Annotated in this window: 21 protein-coding genes; 18 read left to right on the plus strand and 3 right to left on the minus strand. The window is 68.2% G+C overall.

The features are described 5' to 3' along the window. Positions 1–3 precede the first annotated feature (3 nt). The 13 genes from ACHQ4I_RS00165 to ACHQ4I_RS00225 all read left to right on the plus strand — a co-directional run bounded on the left by ACHQ4I_RS00165 (position 4) and on the right by ACHQ4I_RS00225 (position 14,384). Positions 4–1,029, plus strand: a complete 1,026-nt coding sequence (locus tag ACHQ4I_RS00165) for an amino acid ABC transporter permease (protein ID WP_420769562.1) — start codon at positions 4–6, stop codon at positions 1,027–1,029. Then, complete coding sequence (locus ACHQ4I_RS00170) at positions 1,026–1,823, plus strand: amino acid ABC transporter ATP-binding protein (RefSeq protein WP_420769563.1); 798 nt, start codon at positions 1,026–1,028, stop codon at positions 1,821–1,823. The genes ACHQ4I_RS00165 and ACHQ4I_RS00170 overlap by 4 nt, the downstream gene beginning before the upstream one ends. Before the next feature lie 19 nt (positions 1,824–1,842). Then, entirely contained in the window at positions 1,843–2,817 is a 975-nt protein-coding gene (locus ACHQ4I_RS00175) for an ABC transporter substrate-binding protein (protein ID WP_420769564.1), read from the plus strand. Between the two features lie 7 nt (positions 2,818–2,824). Continuing rightward, a complete protein-coding gene (locus ACHQ4I_RS00180) occupies positions 2,825–3,403 on the plus strand; it encodes a GNAT family N-acetyltransferase (protein WP_420769565.1) in 579 nt (192 codons plus the stop codon). Continuing rightward, on the plus strand, positions 3,400–4,545 hold the full coding sequence (locus tag ACHQ4I_RS00185) for an LLM class flavin-dependent oxidoreductase (RefSeq protein WP_420769566.1): 1,146 nt from the start codon (positions 3,400–3,402) through the stop codon (positions 4,543–4,545). Before ACHQ4I_RS00180 ends, ACHQ4I_RS00185 begins: the two co-directional genes overlap by 4 nt. Beyond that, complete coding sequence (locus ACHQ4I_RS00190) at positions 4,542–6,161, plus strand: ABC transporter substrate-binding protein (protein WP_420769567.1); 1,620 nt, start codon at positions 4,542–4,544, stop codon at positions 6,159–6,161. Before ACHQ4I_RS00185 ends, ACHQ4I_RS00190 begins: the two co-directional genes overlap by 4 nt. 2 nt (positions 6,162–6,163) lie before the next feature. Continuing rightward, positions 6,164–7,168, plus strand: coding sequence for an ABC transporter permease (locus ACHQ4I_RS00195; protein WP_420769568.1), 1,005 nt, complete (start codon positions 6,164–6,166; stop codon positions 7,166–7,168). A 123-nt stretch (positions 7,169–7,291) separates the two neighbouring features. Further along, a complete protein-coding gene (locus ACHQ4I_RS00200; RefSeq protein WP_420769569.1) occupies positions 7,292–8,164 on the plus strand; it encodes an ABC transporter permease in 873 nt (290 codons plus the stop codon). 35 nt (positions 8,165–8,199) lie between these two features. Next, a complete protein-coding gene (locus ACHQ4I_RS00205) occupies positions 8,200–9,840 on the plus strand; it encodes a dipeptide ABC transporter ATP-binding protein (RefSeq protein WP_420769627.1) in 1,641 nt (546 codons plus the stop codon). Between the two features lie 53 nt (positions 9,841–9,893). After that, complete coding sequence (locus ACHQ4I_RS00210) at positions 9,894–11,069, plus strand: LLM class flavin-dependent oxidoreductase (protein WP_420769570.1); 1,176 nt, start codon at positions 9,894–9,896, stop codon at positions 11,067–11,069. Further along, positions 11,066–12,433, plus strand: a complete 1,368-nt coding sequence (locus tag ACHQ4I_RS00215; protein ID WP_420769571.1) for an NtaA/DmoA family FMN-dependent monooxygenase — start codon at positions 11,066–11,068, stop codon at positions 12,431–12,433. The genes ACHQ4I_RS00210 and ACHQ4I_RS00215 overlap by 4 nt, the downstream gene beginning before the upstream one ends. Next, positions 12,430–13,236, plus strand: a complete 807-nt coding sequence (locus tag ACHQ4I_RS00220; RefSeq protein ID WP_420769572.1) for a DUF1684 domain-containing protein — start codon at positions 12,430–12,432, stop codon at positions 13,234–13,236. The genes ACHQ4I_RS00215 and ACHQ4I_RS00220 overlap by 4 nt, the downstream gene beginning before the upstream one ends. Then, a complete protein-coding gene (locus ACHQ4I_RS00225) occupies positions 13,233–14,384 on the plus strand; it encodes an LLM class flavin-dependent oxidoreductase (RefSeq protein WP_420769573.1) in 1,152 nt (383 codons plus the stop codon). The genes ACHQ4I_RS00220 and ACHQ4I_RS00225 overlap by 4 nt, the downstream gene beginning before the upstream one ends. A 148-nt stretch (positions 14,385–14,532) precedes the next feature. Here the strand turns inward: ACHQ4I_RS00225 and ACHQ4I_RS00230 are convergent, their stop codons facing one another. Further along, a complete protein-coding gene (locus ACHQ4I_RS00230) occupies positions 14,533–15,534 on the minus strand; it encodes a methylenetetrahydrofolate reductase (RefSeq protein ID WP_420769574.1) in 1,002 nt (333 codons plus the stop codon). A gap of 175 nt (positions 15,535–15,709) precedes the next feature. On the opposite strand from ACHQ4I_RS00230, the gene ACHQ4I_RS00235 reads away from it, so the two are divergent. The 4 genes from ACHQ4I_RS00235 (at position 15,710) to ACHQ4I_RS00250 (ending at position 21,257) form a co-directional block, all read left to right on the plus strand. Then, entirely contained in the window at positions 15,710–16,852 is a 1,143-nt protein-coding gene (locus ACHQ4I_RS00235; RefSeq protein WP_420769628.1) for a polyprenyl synthetase family protein, read from the plus strand. 96 nt (positions 16,853–16,948) lie between these two features. Continuing rightward, the gene (gene crtI / locus ACHQ4I_RS00240) at positions 16,949–18,532 is read left to right on the plus strand and encodes a phytoene desaturase family protein (RefSeq protein ID WP_420769575.1); all 1,584 of its coding nucleotides are present in this window, start codon (positions 16,949–16,951) and stop codon (positions 18,530–18,532) included. A gap of 62 nt (positions 18,533–18,594) precedes the next feature. Beyond that, positions 18,595–20,313 (plus strand): alpha-(1->6)-mannopyranosyltransferase A, encoded by a 1,719-nt coding sequence (locus tag ACHQ4I_RS00245; protein WP_420769576.1) that lies wholly within the window; start codon positions 18,595–18,597, stop codon positions 20,311–20,313. Then, positions 20,310–21,257, plus strand: coding sequence for a phytoene/squalene synthase family protein (locus tag ACHQ4I_RS00250; RefSeq protein ID WP_420769577.1), 948 nt, complete (start codon positions 20,310–20,312; stop codon positions 21,255–21,257). Before ACHQ4I_RS00245 ends, ACHQ4I_RS00250 begins: the two co-directional genes overlap by 4 nt. Before the next feature lie 123 nt (positions 21,258–21,380). Here the strand turns inward: ACHQ4I_RS00250 and ACHQ4I_RS00255 are convergent, their stop codons facing one another. After that, positions 21,381–21,749, minus strand: coding sequence for an Rv2175c family DNA-binding protein (locus ACHQ4I_RS00255; RefSeq protein ID WP_420769578.1), 369 nt, complete (start codon positions 21,747–21,749; stop codon positions 21,381–21,383). A 330-nt stretch (positions 21,750–22,079) separates the two neighbouring features. On the opposite strand from ACHQ4I_RS00255, the gene pknB reads away from it, so the two are divergent. Beyond that, positions 22,080–24,050, plus strand: coding sequence for a Stk1 family PASTA domain-containing Ser/Thr kinase (gene pknB / locus ACHQ4I_RS00260; protein ID WP_420769579.1), 1,971 nt, complete (start codon positions 22,080–22,082; stop codon positions 24,048–24,050). Positions 24,051–24,114: 64 nt separating this feature from the next. Here the strand turns inward: pknB and ACHQ4I_RS00265 are convergent, their stop codons facing one another. After that, on the minus strand, positions 24,115–25,500 hold the full coding sequence (locus ACHQ4I_RS00265) for a class II 3-deoxy-7-phosphoheptulonate synthase (protein WP_420769580.1): 1,386 nt from the start codon (positions 25,498–25,500) through the stop codon (positions 24,115–24,117). Positions 25,501–25,547 lie beyond the last annotated feature (47 nt).

The following is a 25,547-nucleotide window of genomic DNA, read 5'->3' on the forward strand; positions in this document are numbered from 1 at the left end:
ATCATGAGCGCGTCCGTCGCATCCGATGCTGTGGCATCGGATGCCCCGATACCGGGTGCCCACACACCCGATGCCACGGCATCAGGTGCACTCGGCGCTGCCGTAACCACCGCCGACGCCCCCACCGTCGCAAGGACCTGGCACCCGTGGCGCTGGGTGGTCAGCGTCATCGCACTCGTCCTGCTCGCGCAGTTCATCCACGGGCTGGTCACCAATCCGGGCTGGGATTGGTCGACCTTCGCCAAGTACTTCACCGCGAAGTCGGTGTTGTCGGCGCTGAAGGTCACGCTGGAGCTGACGCTGTGGGGTACGGCACTCGGATTCCTGATCGGCACCGCGCTGGCGATCGCCCGGTTGTCGAATAATCCGGTGCTGCGGGTGATCTCGTGGGTCTACATCTGGGCGTTCCGGTCGATTCCGCTGATCGTGCAGCTGTTGTTCTGGTTCAACATCGCCTACCTCTACAACACGCTCTCACTCGGGATCCCGTTCGGCCCCGGCTTTCTCACCTTCGAGGTGAACGGCGTGATCAGCGGGTTCACCGCGGCGGTCATCGGCCTGGCACTGCATCAGGCCGCGTATTCGGCCGAGATCATCCGGGCGGGATTCATCTCGGTCGATCCCGGACAGCTGGAAGCCGCCGCGGCGCTCGGCATTCCGCGCCTGCGCCAGTTCCGCACCGTCATCGTCCCGCAGGCCATGCGCTCGATCCTGCCGAATGCGACCAATGAGGTGATCAGCCTGTTCAAGGGCACCTCGATCGTCTCGGTGATGGCGATCGCCGAACTCTTCTACCAGGTTCAGGTGATCTACGGGCGCAATGGCCGGGTGGTCCCACTGCTCATGGTCGCCACGGTCTGGTACATCGTGCTGACCACGATTCTCTCGGTGGCGCAGTACTACATCGAACGCCACTACGCCAAGGGCGCGCACCGCACACCCCCGCCGACGCCATTGCAGAAGGTGTGGAGCAAGCTGCGCGAAATCGCCGAAAGCGGTTCCGCCGCACCGCGCGGAGCGACCCGATGAGCGCGCCGGCAGCCGACGCGGTCGGCACCGACAAGGCCCCGGCCGTAGCGGTCCGCGGCGTGCGAAAGTCCTACGGCGCCACCGAGGTACTGCGACACATCGATCTGATTGTGCGTGCCGGCGAGGTGGTCACCGTGATCGGCCCGTCCGGCTCCGGCAAGTCGACCCTGCTACGCGTGGTCAACCACCTGGAGTCGCTGGACGCGGGCACCGTGCACATCGACGGCGAGCTGATCGGATACCGGCTGCGCCGCAACAAGTTGCACGCGCTGTCCGATCGCGAGGTGCGCAAGCAGCGCTCGCACATCGGCTTCGTCTTCCAGCAGTTCAATCTCTTCCCGCATCTGACGGTGCTCGACAATGTCACGCTCGCGCCGATTTCCGCGCAGGGTCGCCCGCGCCAGGAAATCGAGCGCGAGGCAAAGGAACTGCTGGACCGCGTCGGGATCGGCGAACTGGCCGACGCCTATCCGCGGCGGCTGTCCGGCGGACAACAGCAGCGCGTGGCCATTGCCAGGGCGTTGGCGCTGCGACCGCCGGTGATCCTGTTCGACGAACCGACCTCCGCACTGGATCCGGAACTCGTCGGCGAGGTCCTCGACGTGATCCGCGATCTCGCCGACGGCGGCACCGCGCTGGTGATCGTCACCCACGAAATCGGTTTCGCCCGTGAGGTGGCCGACACCGTCGTATTCCTCGACGGCGGCGTGATCGTCGAACAGGGCCCGCCCGTCGCCGTGCTCGACAACCCCGAGCATCCGCGCACCCGCGCATTTCTATCCCGAGTCCGCTGAGCGCGGTGCGCGCTCCCCGATGAACAGGTATTCCATGAAGATCTCCGCCCTGGTCGGCCTGGCCGCCACGGTCGCCCTGCTGGCCACCGGCTGCGGCACCGACCCCGATGCGGAAAACTCCGCCCAGCCCGCCGGTTCGATCACCTTCGACCTCTCCCCGGCCCAGTCCGGCCGGATCCACGCGCCCAAGGTCGATGCCATCGCCGCCGAACTGCCGCAGGCCATTCGGGACCGTGGCACGCTGGTGGTGACCGGATCGGGCAGCGCCGCACCGCCGCTGCGGTTCTACGCCACCGACGATAAGACCATCGTCGGTTCCGAGGTCGATTTCGCCTCGCTCATCGCCGATATCCTCGGACTGAAACTCGTTGCACAGGTGGCCGATTGGTCGCAGAACTTCGTGCGGGTCGACTCCGGCGAGGCCGATGTGTTCATCTCCAACGTCACCGTGACCGAGGAGCGCAAGGAGAAGTACGACTTCGCCACCTACCGCAACGACACCGTCGCGCTGGAGATCCCCAAGCAGAGCACGCTCGACTACAAGGATCGCAAGAGCCTGGCGGGCAAGCGGATCGGCGTCGGCAGCGGCACCAATCAGGAGCAGCTGCTGGTGAAGTGGAACGAGCAGAACATCGCCGAGGGCCTGCCCGCCATCGATATCGCCTACTTCCAGCAGATCACCGACTACTATCTGGCGCTGGCCTCGCAGCGCCTCGACGGCTACATCGGCCCGAATCCGTCCGCGATCTATCACAGCACGACCGCGAACCAGACCAAGATCGTCGCGACCTTCTCCGGTGCGGGTGAAACGCTGCAGGGCGAGATCGGTGTGCTCACCAAGAAGGACAACGGTCTGATCGGCCCGATCAACAAGGCGATCAACAACGCCATCCAGACCGGCACCTATCAGCAGGTCATCGATCGCTGGGGATTGAAGACCGAGACCGTGCCGAGTTCCCGGATCAACCCGCCCGGCCTACCGAAGAAGTCGTGATCGGCTTATGACAGCACGACTTTCACCGATCACGCGGCGGACATCGGCGCGGCCGGAGCTGCGCGTGCACGCGGTCGCCCAGGATGATCCGCTGACCACACCACTGCTCGCCGAACTCGCCGTCGAATACAGCACCCGATACGGCGGAACCGTTGGCGAGGTGCACGATTCGCTGCGCGACTACCCGGCGCAGGAGTTCGCTCCGCCGCGTGGCGGACTGCTGGTGGTCACCCGCGACGGAGAACCCGTGGCGGGTGGGGCATTCCGCCGCTACGACGACGAAACCGCCGAGCTCGAACGGATCTGGACCGCCCGCGAACACCGCAGGCAGGGGCTCGGCCTATTCGTGCTCGAGCAGTTGGAGACCCAGATCGCCGAACGTGGTTACCGGCGCATCTATCTGACCACCGGCCCACGCCAACCCGAGGCTGTCGGGCTGTACCTGGCGCACGGGTACACCGCGCTCTACGACCCGGATATCCCGGCCGAAGAGGTCGGCCCGCACCCCTTCGAAAAGTATCTGTCCCCCAAAAGCCATCTCCCCGCATCGCATTCCATCGCCGACCAGGTAGGGGCCCGCGCATGAAGTTCCTGCTGTTCACCCTCGTCACCCGGGTGCCCGATCCGAGCACCGGACGGCTGCCCGGCACGAGGGAACGTCTGACCAATGTCATCGACCAGGCCCGCCTCGCCGAGGAACTCGGCTACGACGGGTTCGCCGTCGGTGAGCGGCACGAGGATCCGTTCCTATCGGCCGCGCCGCCGGTGATTCTGTCCCATATCGCCGCGGTCACCTCGCGGATCAGCCTGTTCACCGCCGTCACCACGCTGAGTCTGCTGGATCCGGTGCGCGCGTTCGAGGACTACTCGACGCTGGACAACCTCTCCGGCGGACGCCTCGAACTGATCATCGGCAAGGGCAATGGCGCGGCGCAGGCGAAGCTGTACCACGTCACCACCGAGGACCAGTGGGATCGCAATCGCGAAGGCTACGAACTGTTCCGGGCGCTATGGGATAGCGACATCGTGACCTGGTCGGGCCGGTTCCGTCCGGAGTTGGTCGAGGCCAAGGCCCTGCCGCGACCGTGGCAGCCGCGCATCCGGATCTGGCACGGCAGCGCGACCAGCCGCGATTCGGTGGAACTCGCTGCACGCCACGGTGATCCGCTGTTCTCGGCGAATGTCACCAATCCGATCGAGCCGTATGCCGAACTGGTGCGCCACTATCGGGAGCGCTGGGAGCACTACGGGCACGACCCGGCCGACGCGCTGGTCGGTGCGGGTACGGCCGGATTCCACGTGGCGCGCACATCCCAGGAGGCCCTCGACGTATACCGCCCGATCTTCGAGGCGCGCTTGGCGCTGGCGCGCAGGGTCGGACTGCCGATCGTCTTCGAGACCCTCGACGATTTCGTCGCGCGCAGTTCGGCATTGGTCGGCAGCCCGGAGCAGGTGATCGACAAGGTCGGCCGCCAGCACGAGGCCTTCGGGCACGAGGTGATCCACCTGTCCGCCGAACGCGACGGGCGCACCGAGGCCCAGCATCGCGGGAGTCTCGAACTCTTCCAGGCCGAGGTCGCACCCGAACTGCGTCGTCGCATTCCGAGCAGACCGCTGGCCACCGACCGCGACACCGCCGAAAACGGCAGCGGGCGTCCAACCACTGACTACGACATCGATTCCCGCGGCGAACTCGTCCGCACCGAAACATCTGGAGTATCACAGTGATCCGTCCTCGACACCGAGTCGCGGCCATCGCCGCCGCCGTCACCGCGGCCGCGAGTCTTGCCGCCTGCGGCAGTGATTCGGCAACGGGCGGCGGCGACGCGGGCCCTGCGAAACCGGGCGGAACCTTGCGTTACGGCCTCTCGCAGGCCCCGACCTGCTCGGATCCGGCGCAGTCCGGTACCAACCAGACGCTGTATGTGACCCGCCAGATCGTGGATTCGCTGACCGATCAGGACCCCGCGACCGGTGAGATCAAGCCCTGGCTGGCCAAAAGCTGGGAGATCTCGCCCGACGCCAAGGTATTCACCTTCCACCTGGCCGATGGCGTCACCTTCAGCAATGGCACGCCGCTCACCGCGGAATCGGTGCGCAACACCTTCGATTCGGTGATCAAACTGGGCGCGGCCAAGGCACCGCTCGGCGCCAGCTATCTCACCAACTATGTCGGCACCACCGCGGTCGACAAGGTGACCGCGCGGGTCGAGTTCAGCAAGCCGAATGCGCAGTTCCTGCAGGCCTCCTCGACGGCGCAACTCGGCATTCAGGGCGATGTCACCACGGCCAAGGCCGCCGATCAGCGCTGCCTCGGCGACAATGTCGGCAGCGGCCCGTTCACCTATGCGTCCTGGCGGCAGGACGCCTCGGCGACCCTGGCCAAACGCGCCGGGTACAGCTGGGGTTCGACGGTCTTCGCCCATCAGGGCGAGGCGTACCTGGACAAGATCGAATTCACGGTGGTGCCGGAATCCGGTGTCCGCACCGGCAGTCTCATCTCCGGTCAGCTCGACGCCGTCAGCGACGCGCTCCCGCAGGACGCGCCGCAGATCGAGGCCGCGAGCGGGCGGGTACTGAGCACCGCGAATCCCGGTGTGCCGTTCGGCTTCCAGGCCAACCTCACCCGTGGTCCGCTGCGCGACGCCGCGGTGCGCCAGGCGCTACTGCCAGCGATCGACCGGAAACAGCTGGTGGACACCGTGCTCGGCCCACAGTTCAAACCGGCCACCAGCACACTGGCCAGCAGCACGCCCGGCTACCAGGATCTTTCGGCACGCCTGGCCTACGACCCGGCCAAGGCGCGCGGCATCCTGGATCAGGCGGGCTGGGTGCCCGGCGGTGATGGCATTCGCACGAAGAATGGTGAGCGCCTGTCCTTCTCGGTGCTCTTCAGTCAGGTGTTCGCGGGCAACCAGGCCATCCTGGAGCTGGTGCAGCAGCAGCTGCGGCAGGTCGGCGTCGAGCTGAAGCTGGACTTGGTGTCGGGGCCGGAGAGCACGGCCCGGCAGAACGTCAAGGACTTCGACACCACCTACTACAACACCACGCGCGCCGACGGTGACATCCTGCGCACCTCCTTCAGCGTCGACGGCCGCAATCTCAATGCCCGCGAACGCATCCCGGCGCTGGACGATGTCCTCGACGGCCAGTTGAGCGCCTCGGATACCGCCGCGCGCACCGCGCTGATCCGCACCGCGCAACAGGCGGTGCTCGATGCGGGGCTGTGGATTCCGACGGTCGAGCTGTCCCAGGCCATCGGTGCGGCACAGAGCGTGCAGCAGCTGAAGTTCGAGGCCTCGGCCCGGCTGCAGTTCTTCGACACCTGGTTGAGCGGGCGATAGTCATGGCGCGGTATGTCGTTGTGCGGATACTGCAGGCGATTTGGGTGCTGTGGGCGGCCTTCACCATTTCATTCGTCGTGCTCTACCTGCTGCCCGCCGACCCGGTCTCCATCGCGGCCGACGGCGCGGGTGCCGGCACCCCGATCGATAAGGCCGCCATCGCCGAACTGCAGGCGCGCTACGGGCTGGATCGCCCACTGTGGGAACAGTATTGGACAGCGTTGACGCATGCGGCGACCGGCGACCTCGGCCACTCGATCAGCACCGGCCAGTCCGTCACCCGCGCACTCGGTGACGCAGTGCCCAACACCCTCGGATTGGCCGGGCTCGCGCTGCTGTTCGCGGTGGTCGGCGGGGTCGGGCTGGCCTTCGCGGCGACCTATACCCGTCGTCCGTGGTTGCGCAACGCGCTGAGTTCGGTTCCGTCGCTCGGGGTTTCGGTGCCTACCTTCTGGACGGGACTGCTACTGCTGCAGCTGTTCTCGTTCCGCTGGCACCTCGCCCCGGCCTTCGGCGGTCACGGTTTCAAGGGCACGGTGCTGCCCGCGCTGACGCTCGCGATCCCGATCGGCGCGGTCATCGCGCAGGTGCTGACGGCCGGACTCGAATCGACCTGGCGACAGCCGTTCGTCGATGTGGCGCTGGCCAAGGGGGGTTCGCGCTCGTGGGTGCTGCGCAAACATGTGCTGCGGCCCGCCAGTGTGCCCACCTTCACCATCGCCGGGGTGCTGGTCGGCAATATGCTCGCCGGTTCGGTCGTGGTCGAGACGGTCTTCGCCCGCCAGGGTGTCGGGCGGCTCACCCAGACCTCCGTACTCGCCCAGGACATTCCGGTCGTGCAGGGGATCGTGCTACTCACCTCGACGGTGTTCGTCACCGTGAATCTCGCGGTCGACCTGCTGTATCCGCTGCTCGACCCGCGCATCGCCGGACGCAGCCGCAGTGCGGCGACCGATTCCGAGACCGCCGATATCGATACTGCCGAGGAGGTGGTCGTGCATGCGTGAGACACAGGTACCCGAAACCGACGCGGTGCGCGATAACGCCCATGCCGACGCCAGGAATTCTCGCCGTGGGCTACGGCTTCGCACCGTGGCTGCTCGCCGACCTTCGACAGCAAGTGGCCGATCATGGTTGATGTAATCGATGAGTCACGGCGAGTCGCGTTTCCGGGGCTGCGGCGTCCGGTATGGCGGTGGAAGTCGTTGCGCGGCAATGCCGCGGTCGTGCTCTCCGGTGCGGTCGCCGCGCTGGCGCTCGGCTGGGCGCTGCTGCCCTCGGTATTCGCCAGCGGTGATCCGCTGACCGGCGTGCCGGCACAGAAGTTCCAGGGGCCCAGCGCTCAACACTGGTTCGGCACCGACAATCTCGGCCGTGACCTGTACACCCGGATGGTGCACGGGGCTGGGCTCTCGCTCACCGCCACGCTCTCTGCAGTCGCCATCGCACTGGTCGCGGGTTCGATTCTCGGGCTGCTGTCCGGGTCGATCGGCGGCATCCTCGACACCGTCATCATGCGATTCGTCGATGTGCTGCTGTCCATTCCGTCGCTGCTGTTGTCGCTCGCGCTGGTCACCGCGCTGGGCTTCGGCACCCGGAACGTGGCCGTCGCGGTGGGTGTTTCGCTGATCGCCAACTTCGCCCGGGTGATGCGTTCGGAGGTGCTGCGGGTGCGCCAGGCACCCTATGTGGAGGCCGCACACGCAGCGGGCGTCCGCTGGTACACGGTGCTCGCCCGTCACATCCTCCCGAACTCTTATCAGCCCGTCCTGGCCTTGGCCGCAGTCGAATTCGGCATGGCCGTGCTGGCCGTCTCCGCACTGAGCTTCCTCGGCTACGGCGCGAAGCCGCCGACACCCGAATGGGGCTCGCTGATCTCCGAGGGCCGCAACTTCCTCGCCACGGCCTGGTGGCTGACCACCCTGCCCGGTCTGGTGATCGTCGCCGTCGTCCTGTCGGCCCAACGTCTCGGCCGCGCCGTAGCAAGGAGTCATCGCGCATGAGCGAGCGAACAATAGACACAGCCGATATCTCGGTCATGCCGGAGGCGAGCGTCAGCGAGGCGCAGTCGGCCTTGCTGACCATCGAGGGCCTGCACGTTCGCTATCGCTCCGACAGCGGCGCTGTCACCGCACTGGCCGGTGTCGGCCTCACCGTCGCCCGCGGCGAAGTCGTGGCGCTGGTCGGCGAATCCGGTTCCGGCAAGTCGACTCTCGCACAATCGGTGATCGGGTTACTCGGGCCGAATGCCGAGATCACCGGCGGAACCATCACTTTCGACGGGGAACAGGTGGACACCGGATCCGAGCGCGCGCTGCGCCGGATTCGTGGTGCACGCATCGGTTTCGTGCCGCAGGATCCCGGACTGTCGCTGAATCCGGTACGGCGCGTGGGTGCTCAGGTCGCCGAATCGCTGCTGGTACACGGGCTGGCCGACCGGCGCGACGCGGCCGCGCAGGCAGTCGAGCTGCTCGGGGAGGCCGGTTTGGATCGACCGGAATTGCGGGCCGCGCAGTATCCGCACGAATTGTCCGGTGGCCAGCGGCAGCGAGTGCTGATCGCGGCGGCACTGATCGCCGGACCGGAGTTGGTCATCGCCGATGAGCCGACCAGCGCGCTCGACGCCACGGTCGCGCGACGGGTGCTCGACAAACTCGCCGCGCAGACCACGGCCCGCGGCACCGCGGTCCTGCTGATCACCCACGACCTCGCGATCGCCGCCGAGCGAGCCGATCGCCTCGTGGTGCTGAGCGGCGGGGAGATCGTCGAAACCGGACCGACGGCAACGGTGCTCGCCGAACCCCGGCATCCGTACACCAAGCGGCTGCTCGCGGCCTCGCCCAGCCTGGCCCCGTTCGAGGGTTTCCGCGCACCGCGGGTCAGCGCTGGTCCACCGCTGCTCACGGTTCGCGACGTGCACAAGCGCTTCCGCGCACAGGCCGGTGATTCGGTGACCGCGGTGGCCGGTGTGGGATTCGAACTCGGACGCGGCGAAACCCTTTCGCTGGTCGGCGAATCCGGCTCCGGCAAGTCGACCACCGCGCGAATCGCCCTGCGGCTCACCGAACCCGACAGCGGTGCGGTCACCTTCGACGGTCACGACCTGACCACCGTCAAAGGCGGACGACTGCGCGCGCTGCGCCAGCGTTTCCAGGTGGTCTACCAGAATCCCTACGGCTCACTCGATCCGCGCTGGCGGGTCGGCTCGATCATCGAGGAACCGCTGCGCGCCTATGCCGTCGGCGACCGCAAGGCCAGGCAGGAGCGGGTGCGCGAACTGCTCGGCCAGGTCGCGCTGCCGGAGAACTTCGCGCAGCGCCGCCCCGCGGAATTGTCCGGCGGACAACGCCAACGCGTCGCCATCGCCCGCGCCCTGGCCCTGCACCCGGACCTGCTGGTGCTCGACGAACCGGTCTCCGCGCTCGACGCCTCGGTACAGGCCCAGATCCTGGAGCTGCTGGACCGCCTGCAAACCGAACTCGGACTGAGCTATCTGTTCATCTCCCACGACCTCGCCGTGGTCCGCCGCATCAGCGACCGCGTCGCGGTCATGCGTCACGGCCGCATTGTCGAATCCGGTTCCACCGCAGACATTTTCGACAACCCCCAGCACGAGTACACCCGCGAACTGCTGTCGGCCATTCCCACCCCGCACGCCGCATCGGGGGCAGCCCGATGACCTGCAGCTCGAACACCCCATCGCCGCGCATCGACTGGAAAGGACGGTAGGTGATGACGGAGCTCTTCCTCGCCATCGAGCTCGACGGAACCGGCGCACATCCCGCATCGTGGCGGCGTCGGGATTCCCGCGCCGAGGACCTGTTCACCGGCGGGTACTGGGTCGATGCGATCACGGCCGCCGAGAAGGCCGGTGTCGACGCGGTTTTCGTGCCCGATTCGTTCGGTCTGCAGCCCGGCGGCCCCGGGGTGACCCGCGGTGTGCTCGACGCGATCGCGATCAGCGCGCGGGTCGCCGCCGCCACCCACCGCATCGGTCTACTCCCCCAGGCCCCGGTCACCCACACCGAACCGTTCCATCTGGCCAAGGCGATCCAGAGCCTGGACTTCGCCAGTCTCGGCCGTGCGGGCTGGGAGGTCACCGTGTCGGAGGGGCCGGAACAGGCGGCAGCCTTCGGCCGCAAGCCGGCCCAGGCACCCGCTGCACTGTGGCAGGAGGCCGATGAGGCGATCGAGGTGGTCACCCGGCTGTGGGACAGCTGGGAGGACGACGCCGAGATCCGCGACGTCCGCACCGGCCGCTTCATCGATCGGGACAAACTGCACTACATCGACTTCACCGGCGAGCACTTCTCGGTGCAGGGGCCATCCATCACCCCGCGCTCGCCACAGGGCCAGCCGATCGTCGCGGTCCGCGCCGAGGATGCCGCGAGCAGCGCCGTCGCCGCCCGCCGCGCCGATCTCATCCGCATCGCCGCAACCGATCTCGGCAGCGCGCACGTCCGACGCGCCGCACTGCGCACGGCAATCCTCGCCGCCGACCGTGACCCGGATGCGGTACAGGTGCTGCTGGACATCGACATTCACCTCGCCGACACCACGGCGGCGGCACAGGCCGAGCTTGCGCAACTGGATCAGTGGGCCCCGATCACCACGCCCGGCCCGGCACCGCGCTTGCGGCACATCGGTACCGCGGAGTCGCTGCGCGAGCTGCTGTCCGCCGTCGCCGAGGCGGAGGCCGCCGACGGCGTCGTGCTGCGTCCCCTGGCCGCACCCGCCGCTCTCCAGCACCTTCTCGGGACCCCTTCCGCGCGAATCCTGGCTGCGGATCCCGGCCCGACCCTGCGCGCCCGCCTCGGCCTGCCCCGTCCCGCCAGCCGCTACGCCGCACCCAACACCAGCCCCGGCATGACCGCCCCGGCCACCTTCGCGAAAGGAATGCGGTCATGACCGAAAAGCCCCGCAAACCAGTCCATTTGGCCGCACACTTCCCGGGCGTGAACAACACGACCGTGTGGAGCGATCCGGCGTCCAAGAGTCAGGTCGACTTCGAATCCTTTGTGCACCTGGCGAAGACCGCCGAACGCGGTCTATTCGACTTCTTCTTCCTCGCCGAGGGATTGCGGCTGCGCGAACATCGGGGCCGCATTCACGATCTCGACGTGGTCGGCAGACCGGATACCTTCACCGTGCTCAACGCACTGGCCGCGGTCACCGACAAACTCGGCCTGGCCGGCACGATCAACAGCACCTACAACGAACCGTTCGAACTGGCCAAGCAATTCGCCTCACTCGACCACCTCTCCGGCGGCCGTGCCGCCTGGAATGTCGTCACCTCGTCCGACGCGTTCACCGGCGAGAACTTCCGACGCGGCGGCTATCTGGAGCACAGCGAGCGCTACCGCCGGGCCGCCGAGGTCGTCGAGGCGACCCGTGCGCTGTGGGACAGCTGGCCGACCGACTCGCTCGTTGTCGACCGCGCGGCAGGCGTGTTCGCCCGCGACATCCCCGAAACCAGCTACCGCAATACCCAATTCGATATCACCGGACGATTCACCCTGCCGCCGAGCCCGCAGGGACATCCGGTGCTGTTGCAGGCGGGCGATTCCGATGACGGTCGCGAATTCGGCGCCGCCACCGCCGATGCCATCTTCACCGGGCACGGCTCCCTCGAAGCGGGCCAACGCTTCTACGCCGACGTCAAGGGTCGACTCGCGAAATATGGTCGCGCACCCGAGGATTTGAAGATCCTGCCCGCCGCGACCTTCGTACTCGGCGATACCGCGACCGACGCCGAGGAGCGCGCCAGGCATATCCGGCTGCAGCAGGTCGGGCCGCAGACCGCCATCGCCTTCCTCGAACAGGTCTGGGGCCGTGACCTTTCCAGCTACGACCCGGACGGTCCGCTGCCCGAAATCGAACCGGCGGCCGATGTGAACATCACCCGCGGCCGGGTGCGCCACGCCAAAGATCCGCGCGCGGTCGCGGCGGCATGGCGGGCCAAGGCGGAGGCGGGCAACCTGAGCATCCGCGAGCTGATCATCGAGGTGACCGCGCGGCAACAGTTCGTCGGCACCCCGGCCGCGGTCGCCGAGCAGATCGACGGCTATGTGCAGGCCGATGCCAGCGACGGGTTCATCCTCGTCCCGCACCTCACGCCCGGCGGGCTCGACGAATTCGTCGACCACGTCGTCCCGGAACTGCAGGAGCGCGGCAGTTTCCGAACCGAATACACCGGCACCACCCTGCGCGACCACCTCGGCCTAAGCCATCCCCATCGCAACCGCACACTCGAAGGAGCCAGAGCGTCATGACGACCAGCATCACCAGTCTTTTCGAAACCGAATGGGCGCATTGGCACAACGCCAGGGAGGACCAGTTGCGCGATCCGCTCGGCTTCCTGAGCCTGACCGGATTGCATTGGCTCACCGACCAACCCGAGCGTCTCCCGGACGTCCCGGGCACCTGGTGGGTCACCGACGACAAGGTGTTCATCACCGCCCAACCCGCCGACCGGCTGGAGTTCGACGGCAGCCGCATCGGGGGCGTGCAGATCATCGCACCCGTCGAAGGCGCGCCGGGACTCAATGTGCTGCACGAGAACCGGGTGCTCGAGGTGATCCGCCGCACCGGTCTGTACGCCGTGCGCGTGCACGATCCGGCCGCACCGACACTGCTGAGCTTCGAGGGCATTCCCACCTACGCCCCCGACTCGGGCTGGGTGATCGAGGGCCGGTTCGAACCGTTCGACGAGCCCCACACCGTCACCACCGGCGCCGTCGTCGACGGTCTCGAACACCACCACACCGCCTCGGGCACCATCGAATTCACCATCGGCGCGGTCACCGAGCGCGTCATCGCCTTCGGTGCGCCGACCGACCTGCGGGTGCTGTTCACCGACGCCACCAGCGGCGTCACCACCTACCCGGCGGCCCGCTCGCTGGCGGTGGCGGCACCCGATGCGGACGGCACCGTGCGCCTCGACTTCAATCGCGCGGCCAACCTGCCCTGCGCCTTCACCGATTTCGCCACCTGCCCGCTGGCGCCCGCCGAGAACCGGCTGCGGGTGGCCATCGAAGCGGGCGAACAGCACCCACGCCTAGGACGGTCCGCATGACGATCCCGCTTTCCATCCTCGATCTGTCCCCGATCAGCGCCGGATCCACCGCACAGCAGGCACTGCGCAACACCATCGATCTGGCCCAGCACGCCGAACAGTGGGGATACCACCGCTATTGGCTGGCCGAACATCATTTCGTCTCGGTGGCCAGTTCCTCATCGATCACGCTGATCGGCTTGGTCGCCGCGGCCACCACACGCATTCGGGTCGGCTCGGCGGCGGTCCAGGTCGGCCACCACACCTCGGCATCGATCGTGGAGGCGTTCGGCACCATCGACGCGCTCTACCCGGGCCGACTCGACCTGGGCCTGGGCCGATCCGGTCATCGCCGGACCCAATTCGGTGCACAGCCCGCACATCAGAAGGGCGGCCATCCGGTCGTCGATACGGTGACCGGGCGCACCGAAGTGCGCGACGGCGTGGTGGTTCCGCCGCCGTTCGATCCGGGCCGGATCACCGATAAGTCGAGGTTCATCGCCTCGCTCGGCGCACTGCAACAGCAGGGCGCGCAGGCGCTGGATTTCCCGGACCAGGTCGACGAGGTGCGCGCCCTGCTCAACGGCACCTACCAGAGCGCCGAAGGCATTGCGCTGCACGCGGTTCCGGGTGAGGGCGCACAGGTCGAGCTGTGGCTGTTCGGCAGTTCGGCCAGCGAAAGCGCCGAATTGGCAGGCAAACTCGGCCTCCCCTTCGCCGCCGCCTACCACGTCTCCCCCGGCACCGCCCTGGACGCGGTCGCGGCCTACCGCGCCGCCTTCCGCCCCTCGGCCGACCTCGCCGAGCCCTATGTCGTGATCTCGGCGGATGTCGTCGTCGCCCCCGATGACGCGCGCGCCCAACATCTGGCCGCCACCTACGGCCACTGGGTGCACAGCATCCGCAGCGGCGCGGGCGCGGCCGAATTCCTCGATCCCGACACCGCCACCGCGCTGACCCCGGAACAGCGCCGTCTGGTCGACGACCGCCTCGCCACCCAGTTCGTCGGCAGCCCGCGCACCGTCGTGGACCGCCTAGAGGCCCTGCAACGAGTCACCGGCGCCGACGAACTCCTCGTCACCACCGTCACCCACCACCACGAAGACCGCCTCGAATCCCACCGCCTCCTAGCCGATGCCTGGGGTCTCAGGACGGCCCGCGCCGCCTGACCCACCCCCGCGCGGCCTCGGTATGCAACCGCCCACCGAGGCCGCACATCGCGCCGTTCACTCACCCAGCCCGCCCTCCGAACTGCGCGACGAGATTGGGGGCGGGTTGGTCCCGGGGCTGTGGGGGGCGGCCTGCTGTTGGCGGGGGTTAGGCGCTGATGGGGGCGGCGGTTACGCCGTAGCCGAGGTTGGTGAGGACCTCGCTGGTGGCCTTGGCGAAGTTCAGGGTGATGAAGTGGAGGCAGGGGGCGCCCTCGTCGATGAGGCGCTGGCCCATCTCCGTGGCGATTTCGATGCCGACCGCACGGACTGCGGCAGCATTCTCCTCCGGCCCGTCACCGGCGGCCTTGTGCAGGCGCTCCATGACCGCGGGCGGCAGCGGACGGCCGCACAGTTCCTCGGCGCGCGCGACGGTGCGCAGGGAGGTGATGGGCATCAGTTCCGGGATGATCGGCTTCGCGCCCTCGATCGGATCGAAGGCCGCGATGCGGTCGCGCAGGCGCAGGTAGTGCTCCACGTCGAAGAACATCTGGGTGATCGAGTACTCCGCGCCCGCGCGCAGTTTCGCGGCCAGGTAAGCGGTGTCGTGCTCCAGGTCCGGGGAGCGGTGGTGGCCTTCGGGGAACGAGGCGACGCCGACATGGAAGTCGCCGAGGTCGCGCACGATGCGGACCAGTTCCTCGGCGTAGGCCACCCCGTCGGGGTGTTTGCGCCATTCGCCGAGCGGATCGCCGGGCGGGTCGCCGCGCAGCACCAGGATATTGCGGATACCGGAGTCGGCGTACGCGCCGACCAGCGAGCGTAGTTCGGCGACGCTGTGCTCGACGGCGGTCAGATGCGCGACCGGCAGCAGGGTGGTCTCCTCGGCCAGCGCGCCGGTGATCCGCACGGTGCGGTCGCGGGTGGTGCCGCCCGCGCCGTAGGTCATCGAGACGAAGGCCGGATGCATGCGCTCGAAGGTGCGCGCGGCACGCCATAGTCGCGCCTCGCCCGCGCCGTCACGCGGCGGATTGAACTCCACCGAGAAGGGCACCGAACCCCCCGAATGGGTCCGCAGACTCTGTACAACCGAGGGTGTTCCAGAGACGATCGGTGGCGTCGGCGACGGTCGGCCAGGGGTCGAACGTCCCCGCACGTTATCGAAAGTCACCGGTTCAGTGTAGTGGTGGCCGGTCACAGCCCCGTCGGGTCGTCATAACCCGACGCGTATTCTGCGACCAGGCGACATGTTCGCCACCGCCGGGCGACACGCGCGACCACCCCCGCCCGGCACCGAAGTACCTATAGCGCCACGAACCACCGCGCGCCCCACCACCCGCACGACCTTGGAGGCTCCCCTGTCCGCCGGAACCGGTATCCAGACGCCTCGGACCACCCTGCCCGCGAACATGACGCCGGGCACCCCGGGATTCGTCGCGGCGGTCGAAGACGCCCTCAAAGCCTTCTTCGTGACCCGGCGCCCCATCGTCGAACCGCTCGGCCCGGTCTTCATCCAGGCCGCGGAGGCGCTCGAGCTCTTCGTACTGCGCGGCGGCAAGCGCACCAGGCCCGCCTTCGCCTGGACCGGCTGGCTCGGCGCGGGCGGCGACCCCACCGGCCCGGATGCCGCCGCCGTCCTGAACGCCTGTGCCGCACTCGAACTGGTGCAGGCCTGCGCGCTCATCCACGATGACATCATCGATTCGTCGCGGACCCGCCGCCGCTTCCCCACCGTGCACGTCGATTTCGAGCAGCGCCACCGCGACCGCGGCTGGTCCGGTGATTCCGAACACTTCGGCACCAGCGTCGCCATCCTGGTCGGCGATCTGGCGCTGGCCTGGGCCGATGACATGGTGCACGCCGCCGGACTCGGCGCCGACGCGATCGCCCGGTTCGCGCCGGTGTGGGCGCTGATGCGCACTGAGGTGCTCGGCGGACAGCTGCTCGATATCCACGGCGAGTCGGCGGGCGACGAATCGGTCGCGGCCGCACTGCGCATCAACCGGTACAAGACGGCCGCGTACACCGTGGAGCGCCCCCTGCACCTGGGCGCCGCACTCGCCGACGCGGACCCGCGACTGATCGAGGCCTACCGCACCTTCGGCACCGATATCGGCATCGCCTTCCAGTTGCGCGACGATCTGCTGGGCGTCTTCGGCGATCCGACGGTCACCGGCAAACCCTCCGGCGACGACCTGCGCGAGGGCAAGCGCACCGTGCTGGTCGCCGAGGCGCTGCAGCGGGCCGACGCCACCGATCCGGCCGCCGCGGCCCTGCTGCGCACCAGCATCGGCGCCGATCTGAGCGCGGACCAGGTCGAACACCTGCGCGGGGTGATCACCGACCTCGGCGCGGTCGACGAGGTGGAGCGCCGCATCACCGAACTCACCGAGCAGGGCTTGGCCGCTTTGGAGTCCAGCACCGCGACGCCCGCCGCCAAGGAGCGTTTGCGCGCCATGGCCCTGGCCGCGACGAGTCGCACGCATTGATCGCAACATCGTGAAAACCATCGAGCCAGCGCCTGATCGCGCGACCACGACGAGCGCCGGTCCGCACGGCATCGCGGGCACGGCGAGGAGATTCTGATGAAATCCGTTGCGGGACCGACCGATCGCGTCGTGGTGGTGGGCGCGGGCCTATCCGGACTCGCCGCCGCCCTGTATCTGACCGGGGCCGGGCGCACCGTGACCCTGCTCGAACGCGCCGACCACCCCGGCGGCCGAGTCGGCCGGTACCGCGGCCCCGACTACGAAATAGACTCCGGCGCAACGGTACTCACCTTGCCGGAGCTGATCGACGACGCCCTCGCCGCCGTCGGCCTGACCCGCGAGAGCTGCACCCCGCCGCTGCGCATCCACCAACTCACCCCGAGCTATCACGCCCGCTTCGCCGACGACTCCACCCTCCGGGTCTTCGCCGATCCCGAGGCGATGGCCATCGAGGTGGCCCGCGTCTGCGGCGATGACGAGGCCCTGCGCTACCGACGGCTGCGCGCCTGGCTCGCCCAGATCTACCAGGCCGAATTCGGCGAGTTCATGGATACGAACTTCGATTCGCCGCTCGATATGATCCGCTACCCGGCCAAGCGCCGCGCCCTCATCGCACTCGTTCGCCTCGGCGGGTTCGGCAGGCTCGGCCCGCGCGTCGCCCGGTTCCTGCGCGATCCGCGCCTGGCCCGACTGTTCACCTTCCAGGCGCTCTACGCGGGCATGGCACCGGCGAAGGCGCTCGCCGTCTACGGCGCGATCCCGCACATGGATACCTCACTGGGTGTGTACTTCCCCGAGGGCGGCATGCGCGCCATCACCGCCGCACTCGCCGACGCCTTCACCGCGGCAGGCGGCACATTGGAGCTGAACACCGAGGTCACCGGAATCGAGTACGCGAACCGCCGGGCCGAGAAGGTGCACACCGCCGACGGCCGCGTCTTCGACTGCGACGCCGTGGTTCTCACCGCCGACCTCGGCTCACTCGAGCAGTTCGGCGTGCGACACCGCCGTCGACTACGGGCCGCCCCGTCGGCCGTCGTCGCGCACGGCACCATCCCCGCCGCGATCGCGCAAACCTGGCCGATCCAGGCCCACCACACCATCGATTTCGGCGACGCCTGGGATCGGACCTTCGACGAGATCGCGGCGCGACCGGGCAAGGGTCGCCTGATGAGCGACCCCTCGCTGCTGCTCACCAGGCCCGCGCTCACCGATCCGGGCCTCTACATCGACCGCGAGGACGGCAGACACGAACCGTTCTCGCTGCTCGCGCCCTGCCCGAATCTCGACGCCGCACCGCTGGACTGGGACCGACTCGGGTCGTCCTACCTGCGCGAACTCCTCGATGTCCTGGAATCGCGCGGCTACCACGGCATCGCCGAACATTTCACTGTCGATCACCTCGACACTCCCGGGACCTGGCGCGACCAAGGCATGTTGGCGGGCACGCCGTTCTCCGCCGCACATCTGTTCCGGCAAACCGGACCATTTCGGCCACGCAATTTCTCCGGCGATAGCGACAACGTGGTTATCGCAGGTTGTGGCACCACTCCGGGTGTCGGCGTGCCCACCACATTGCTGTCCGGAAAACTGGCGGCAACCCGGATTGTCGGGGCCGCGCGACCCGCTCGGGATGAATCCCCGCGCACCAGCGGGATAGTGTTCCCGGCAAGCCGATAAACTAACGGCCGACCTATTCACCAGCGGGCGACCGCCGACCACTCCGGGGGGACCGACACCACATGCATCCCCCTGAGACGACGGCCCCCGCGCCCACCGACAACTCGATTACCGCGACCGATGCCGAGGCGCGCCCATCGAGTGCTCCGGCGCGCGACGCGACCTCGGTCTTCGCCGAGCGCGGATTGCGCACGTGGATACGAACCTCCGCCGATTTCGCCCGCAGCCCCGAGGGGCATTCGGCGCTGCTCGGCTTCTTCGGCGCGCTGATGATCACCTTCGGCGGCTTCGGCGCGGGCAGCGTCCGCAAACGCGATCCGCTGCTCGAGGCGATGCATCTATCCTGGCTGCGGTTCGGACACGGCTACGTGCTTTCCACCATGGTCATCTGGGTCGGGGTGCTGCTGATGATCACCGCGTGGGTGCGGTTGGGCCGCACCACGATCGGGTTCGGCGACCGGCCCGACGCCGGTGTCACACTGAACGAACTGCGCGCGATCGTCGGCATCTGGATCTTCCCGCTGCTGTTCGCGGTGCCGATGTTCAGCCGCGACGCGTATTCGTATCTGGCCCAGGGCGCGCTGCTGCGCGACGGCTTCGATCCCTACGTATCGCCGCCGGTCGCCAATCCCGGTGTGCTGCTGGACAATGTGAGCCCGGTCTGGACCGCGACGACCGCGCCCTATGGTCCGATCTTCCTGCTGCTCGGCCGTGCCATCACCGCGATTACCGGCGATAACGTGGTCGCGGGCACCATCGCGCTGCGACTGGTCATGCTGCCCGGTCTGGCGCTGATGATGTGGGCGGTGCCGTATCTGACCAAACATCTCGGCGGTAAGCCGGCCGTCGCACTGTGGCTCGCCGTGCTCAATCCGCTGGTGCTGATCCACCTGATCGGCGGCGTGCACAACGAAATGCTCATGGTCGGGCTGATGTGCGCGGGTATCGCGCTGGTGCTGGAGCGCCATCATGTGGCGGGCATCGTGGTCGTCGCGATCGGCGTCGCCATCAAGGCGACCGCTGGCGTCGCGCTGCCATTCCTGGTGTGGATCTGGATGCTGCACGAACGTGAACGCCGGGCACTGCAACGCGCCGCGCAATCACCGGGCGCCACCGCCAGTGTCGGGAGCGAGGCCGAACCCGCGCGGCCGAGCGCGGAAGTGCCGCATCCGGCACTGATGTTCGCCAAGATCGCCGGACTCGGATTGAGCGTCTTCGCGGCGGTCTTCGTGGCCGCCTCCGCCAGCGCCGGGGTCGGCATCGGCTGGCTGACCGCGCTCTCGGGCTCGAAGAAGATCATCAACTGGCTCTCGCTGCCGACGATCATGGCGCATATGGTGCGCTGGGTGACGCCGTTCGCGATGGATCCGGTCCTCGTGGTGACCCGTGCGCTATGCGCGGTGGCGCTGGTCGCCGTGCTGGCCTGGACCTGGTGGCGGTTCCGGCACAGCGAGCGCGAGGCGGTCTTCGGCATCCTCATCGCCTTCGTCGCCATCGTCATCCTCTCGCCCGCCGCGCTGCCCTGGTACTACTCCTGGCCGCTCGCGCTGGCCGCCGGGTTCGCCCTGTCCACCACCACGCTGATGGTGTTGGTCGGACTGTGCACCTGGCTGATGCTGGTCTTCCAGCCGGACGGCTCGATCGGGCTCTACAGCTTCTGGCACGTCGCCGCGGCGACCTTCGCCGCCGTGGTCGCGGCACTGTCACTGCGGACCGTCGACCCATTGCGATTGCGCGCCACCCCGCCGGAGAGCGATCCGGTCGCCATCACCCGGTCATGATCGAGTTCGAACCAGACGGCCGTGGCCCGGAACTGGCCGCGGCATACCGCGTCTGCCGTGCCATCGCCGCCACCCACGGCCGCACTTACTTCCTGGCCACCCGACTGCTGTCCGCGCCACGAAGACCCGCCGTGCACGCGCTGTACGCGTTCGCACGGATCGTCGATGACATCGTCGATCACCCGACGCTAGACGCCGAACACGGTCCGGCTGGAGAACTCGATCTGATCGAGAAGCAGTTGCGCGTCGCGCTCGAGCAGCAGGCGCCGATAGGGCGTCCCGCCGATCGCCGCACCCTGGTGCTGACCGCGCTGGCCGACACCATCCAACGCTATGACATTGCGCCCCAGCACTTCTGGATCTTCCTGGATTCCATGCGAATGGATGTGCCGGGAACCGCACACTTCCGTGCCCACTACGCCACCATGACCGAACTGCGCGACTACATGCGCGGTTCGGCGGCCGCGATCGGTCTGCAACTACTCCCCGTGCTCGGCACGGTCGTCCCGGTGGCCGAGGCCGAACCCGCCGCCGCCGCGCTCGGCGAGGCATTCCAGCTCACCAACTTCCTGCGCGATATCGCCGAGGACCTGGACCGCGGCCGGATCTACCTCCCCGCCGACGAACTCGCGGCCTTCGACGTCGACGCGGACCTGCTGACCCACTGCCACCGCACCCGACACACCGAGCAACGGGTCCGCCGCGCCCTGGCGCATCTGATCGCGATCAACCGCGACCTGTACCGCATCGCGAATCCGGGCATCGATCTGCTCGACCCGCGCGTGCGCCCGGCCATCCGCACCGCGAGCACGCTGTACTCCGGGATTCTCGACGAAATCGAGCGCAGCGACTACGAGGTCTTCGGGTGCCGCGCCGTGGTCCCGCGACAGCGCCGGCTGCGCGTCGCGGCCGCGGAATTCACCGCTGCGGCCCTGCGGATCTGAGGTCCGATCGCAAGGCCGCCACGCACGCAAATCACCACGGAGCGAGTCTTACGAGCCACCCGCTCGCGGCCGTGTGGCCGAAGCGCATGCGCCGCGAACACACCGCACCCCCGCAACCAGAATTCAGAAGGGCTCTGCGGCGGCGCGGCGCAGCACCTCGCGCGCCAGCGGGCCGTGCAATGCGTCGACGGGCTTACCGGGCAGGCTTTCGTCGTCGGTGAAGATCCACTCCAGGATCTCCTCATCGGTGTACTTGGCGTCTTTCATGACGGTGATCAGGCCCGGCAGCGGCTTCACGATCGCGCCGGTATCGTCGAAGAATCGCTCGGGCACGCCCGCTACGCCGTCGCGGCGCACCGCGAGCAGCTGATGGTCGCGCAGCATCTGATGCACTCGGGTCACCACGAGCCCGAGCTTGTCGGCCACCTCGGGTAGCGGGATCACCGCCACCGACTCAGGAAGAACATCATCACTGCAAGGAAATGCACTCACCCGGATAACGGTAGACGGTCCCGCGCCGCGTGGCCCGAGACACCCTGGGCGGGTGCTCGCGTGATCCGATCAAACGATCCGTGACCTGGCGACCACAGACCGCGAGGCCGTCGAGCGCCGTCCGCGGCCGGCTCGCGGCCGACCGGTCGCAGCGCATGCGACGCGGTCGTGACCGGTCGGCCGCGAGCCACCAAGGGCCGCGGACACGCCGAGCCGCCAGGCGAGGCCATTCGACACAGCTACGATCGTGGGCGGGCCGTGCGAGGCGGTCAATCGCTTGTCGCATCCGCAGCGAGGGGTGAGAACTTTGTGAAAGCCGGAGGACATCACTTGATCGGGCAAATCCTGGAGGGGCGCTACCGCATCGACGCGCCGATCGCGCGTGGCGGGATGTCGATGGTCTTCCGAGGTGTGGACACCCGACTGGACCGCCCGGTCGCCATCAAGGTGATGGATCCCAAGTTCGCCGCCGATCCGCAGTTCCTGTCCCGGTTCGAATTCGAGGCCCGTGCGGTCGCCAAGCTCAAACATCCGTCCCTGGTCGCGGTCTACGACCAGGGTGTGGACGGCGAGCACCCGTTCCTGATCATGGAGTTGGTCGAGGGCGGCACGCTGCGCGAGCTCTTGCGCGAGCGCGGTCCGATGCCGCCGCATGCGGTGCGCGCGGTCGCCGAACCGGTGCTGGCCGCGATCGGCGTCGCGCATTCGGCGGGCCTGATCCATCGCGATATCAAACCGGAGAATGTGCTGATCTCCGACTCCGGCGAGGTGAAGATCGCCGACTTCGGCCTGGTGCGCGCCGTCGCGGCCGCGACAACGACCTCGGCCAGCGTGATTCTCGGCACCGCCGCCTACCTGTCCCCCGAGCAGGTGACCGCGGGCACCGCCGATTCCCGTAGTGACGTCTACTCCTTCGGCATCCTGATCTTCGAACTGCTCACCGGCCAGGTCCCGTTCACCGGCGATACCTCGCTATCGGTGGCGTATCAGCGGATCGAGAACGACGTGCCGAGCCCGAGCGAATTCATCTCCGGTGTCCCGCCGGAGTTCGACGAGCTGATCGCGCGCGCCACCAACCGCGAACCCGCGCACCGCTTCGCCGATGCGAACGAGATGGCGGCCGAACTGCATTCGATCGGTGTCGCGCTGAATCTGCCGCCGTATCGGGTGCCGGCGCCGCAGGAGTCGGCCGAACACCTCAGCGCCAGCTTCAAGGTCGCCACACCGAACCAACAGCAGGCCAGGGCCGCGGTGCCGCCGACCCCGCAGCCGGTGCAGCACACCAAGGTGGTCACCGCGCCGCGGCCGCGCGTCCCCGATTACGGCGCGCCCGATAACTACGGGCCGCCGGACGCCTACGGGCCGCCCGATCAGTACGCGCCGTCGCATTTCCCGCAGCCCTCCCCCTTCGCGGACGATCGCGCAAAGTCGCGCCGCACGGTGCTGCTGTGGGTCGCCATCGTCGCGATCCTGACCCTGCTCGTCGGGATCGGCGGCTGGTGGCTGGGCTTCGGCCGTTACTCGCCGGTCCCGTCGGTGGCCGGGAAGGACCAGGCCAGCGCCATCACAGCGCTGCAAGACGCGGGCTTCTCCACCGAGATCCGGCAGAAGACCTCCGACACCATCCCGGTGGGCGGAGTGGTCGGCACCGATCCCTCGGCCGGATCCAAGGTCACCAAGGGCACGACCGTGGCCGTGCTGATCTCCAGCGGCAAACCACGGGTGCCCGACCTCAAGGCGGGCGATGCGATTTCGAAGGTCAACCAGCTCATCCGCGATGCCGGACTGCAACCGGTGGACGCGGGTGAAACCGGCAGCTCCGCGCCGAAGGGCACCTTGGCCAAGGTGGATCCGGCTCCGGGAACCGTACTTCCGCTGGCCGCGCAGGTAAAGGTGTACCGCAGCAAGGGATCTCAGCCCGTCAAGATGCCCGATGTGCGCGGCAAGACCAGCGAGGAAGCGAATAAGGTGCTCACCGCCGCCGGAATCACGGTGCGCGAGACCAGAACTCAGTTCGACCGCGTTATCGAGGCGGATAAGGTCATCGGCACCGATCCCGCCGCGGGCACCACCATCCAGTCCGGTGACGCTGTCACCTTGATCGTCTCCACTGCCGTGAAGGTGCCCCTGCTGGTCGGCGAGAGCGTCGGCGACGCCCGCTCGAAACTGCAGGCTCTCGGCCTACAGGTGACGGTGCGCCAGCTCACGCAGTCCGACAGCTCCGTGGTGATCGGCCAGAACCCCGCCGGGGGCACCAATGTCGAGGCGGGCACGACCGTCGCCCTGACCGCGCTGCCCTGAGCCCTGAAAAGACGTCAGGAGCGCCGCAAACCGCGACGCTCCTGATCTGGGTCGAAGGCCGTGTTCAGCGCAGCATTTCGGCTACCAGGAACGCGAGTTCGAGCGACTGCTGTGTGTTCAGCCGCGGGTCACACGCGGTCTCGTAGCGACCGGAAAGATCCAGATCGGAGATGTCCTGCGCGCCGCCGAGGCATTCGGTGACGTCCTCGCCGGTCAGTTCGATATGCAGACCGCCCGGGTGGGTGCCCAGCGCGTGGTGCACCTCGAAGAAGCCCTGCACCTCGTCGATGATCCGGTCGAAGTGCCGGGTCTTGTAGCCGGTGGAGGCCTCGTGGGTGTTGCCGTGCATGGGATCGCACTGCCAGATCACCTGGTGTCCGGTCGCCTGCACCTTCTCGATAATGGGCGGCAGCACATCGCGGACCTTGGTGTTGCCCATGCGCGAGACGATGGTCAACCGGCCGGGCTCGTTATTGGGATCGAGGCGCTCGACGTACTCCACGGCCTGATCCGGCGTGGTAGTCGGGCCGATCTTCAGGCCGATCGGGTTGGCCAGCAGTTCGGCGAAGGCGATATGGGCGCCGTCGAGCTGACGGGTGCGCTCACCGATCCACAGGAAGTGCGCGGACAGGTCGTAGAGCACCGGCTCACCCGCCGGATTCTCGCCGAGGCGCAGCATGGCGCGCTCGTAGTCGAGCACCAGCGCCTCGTGGCTGGCGTAGATGCGGGCCGACTGCAGGCTGGGATCGTTCACCCGACAGGCGGTCATGAAGGCCAGACCGCGGTCGATCTCCTCGGCCAGCGCCTCGTAGCGCGCACCCGCGGGCGACTGGGCGACGAAGTCGCGGTTCCAGTCGTGCACGCGGTGCAGATCGGCCATGCCCGCGCCGGTCAGCGCGCGCACGAGGTTCATGGCCGCGCTGGCGTTGGCGTAGGCGCGCACGAGTCGCGACGGGTCGTGCTCGCGCACCTTGGCATCGGCGACCAGCGAGTTCACCATGTCGCCGCGATAGGACTTGAGGCCGAGCGCGTCGGTATCCGAGGAACGCGGCTTCGCGTACTGACCCGCGATGCGCGCGACCTTGACCACCGGCAGGCTGGCGCCGTAGGTGAGCACAACGGCCATCTGCAGCAGGGTGCGGATATTGCCGCGAATATGCGGTTCGGTGTTGTCGGCGAACGTCTCCGCGCAGTCACCGCCCTGCATCAGGAAGGCCTCGCCGCGCGCGACCTCGGCGAGCTGCGTGCGTAGCTCCTCTACCTCGGCGGGCACGCAGATCGGCGGCACGCTCTCCAGCACAGTGCGCATCATCGCCGCCTGCCCCGGATCCCAAGACGGCTGCTGCAGCGCCGGACGCGACAACGCGTCGTCCAGCCGCCTACGCAGCTCTGCGGGCAGCGGCGGCAGCTCCGGCAGGCGATCGATCGGTACGTCGACGGTCCAGTTCACCCGTTCAGAATACGGATACCCCAGCTCGCGCAGGTACCCGGTATCAG

The sequence above is a fragment of the Nocardia nepalensis genome, assembly GCF_048910785.1.
Taxonomy (GTDB): domain Bacteria; phylum Actinomycetota; class Actinomycetes; order Mycobacteriales; family Mycobacteriaceae; genus Nocardia; species Nocardia nepalensis.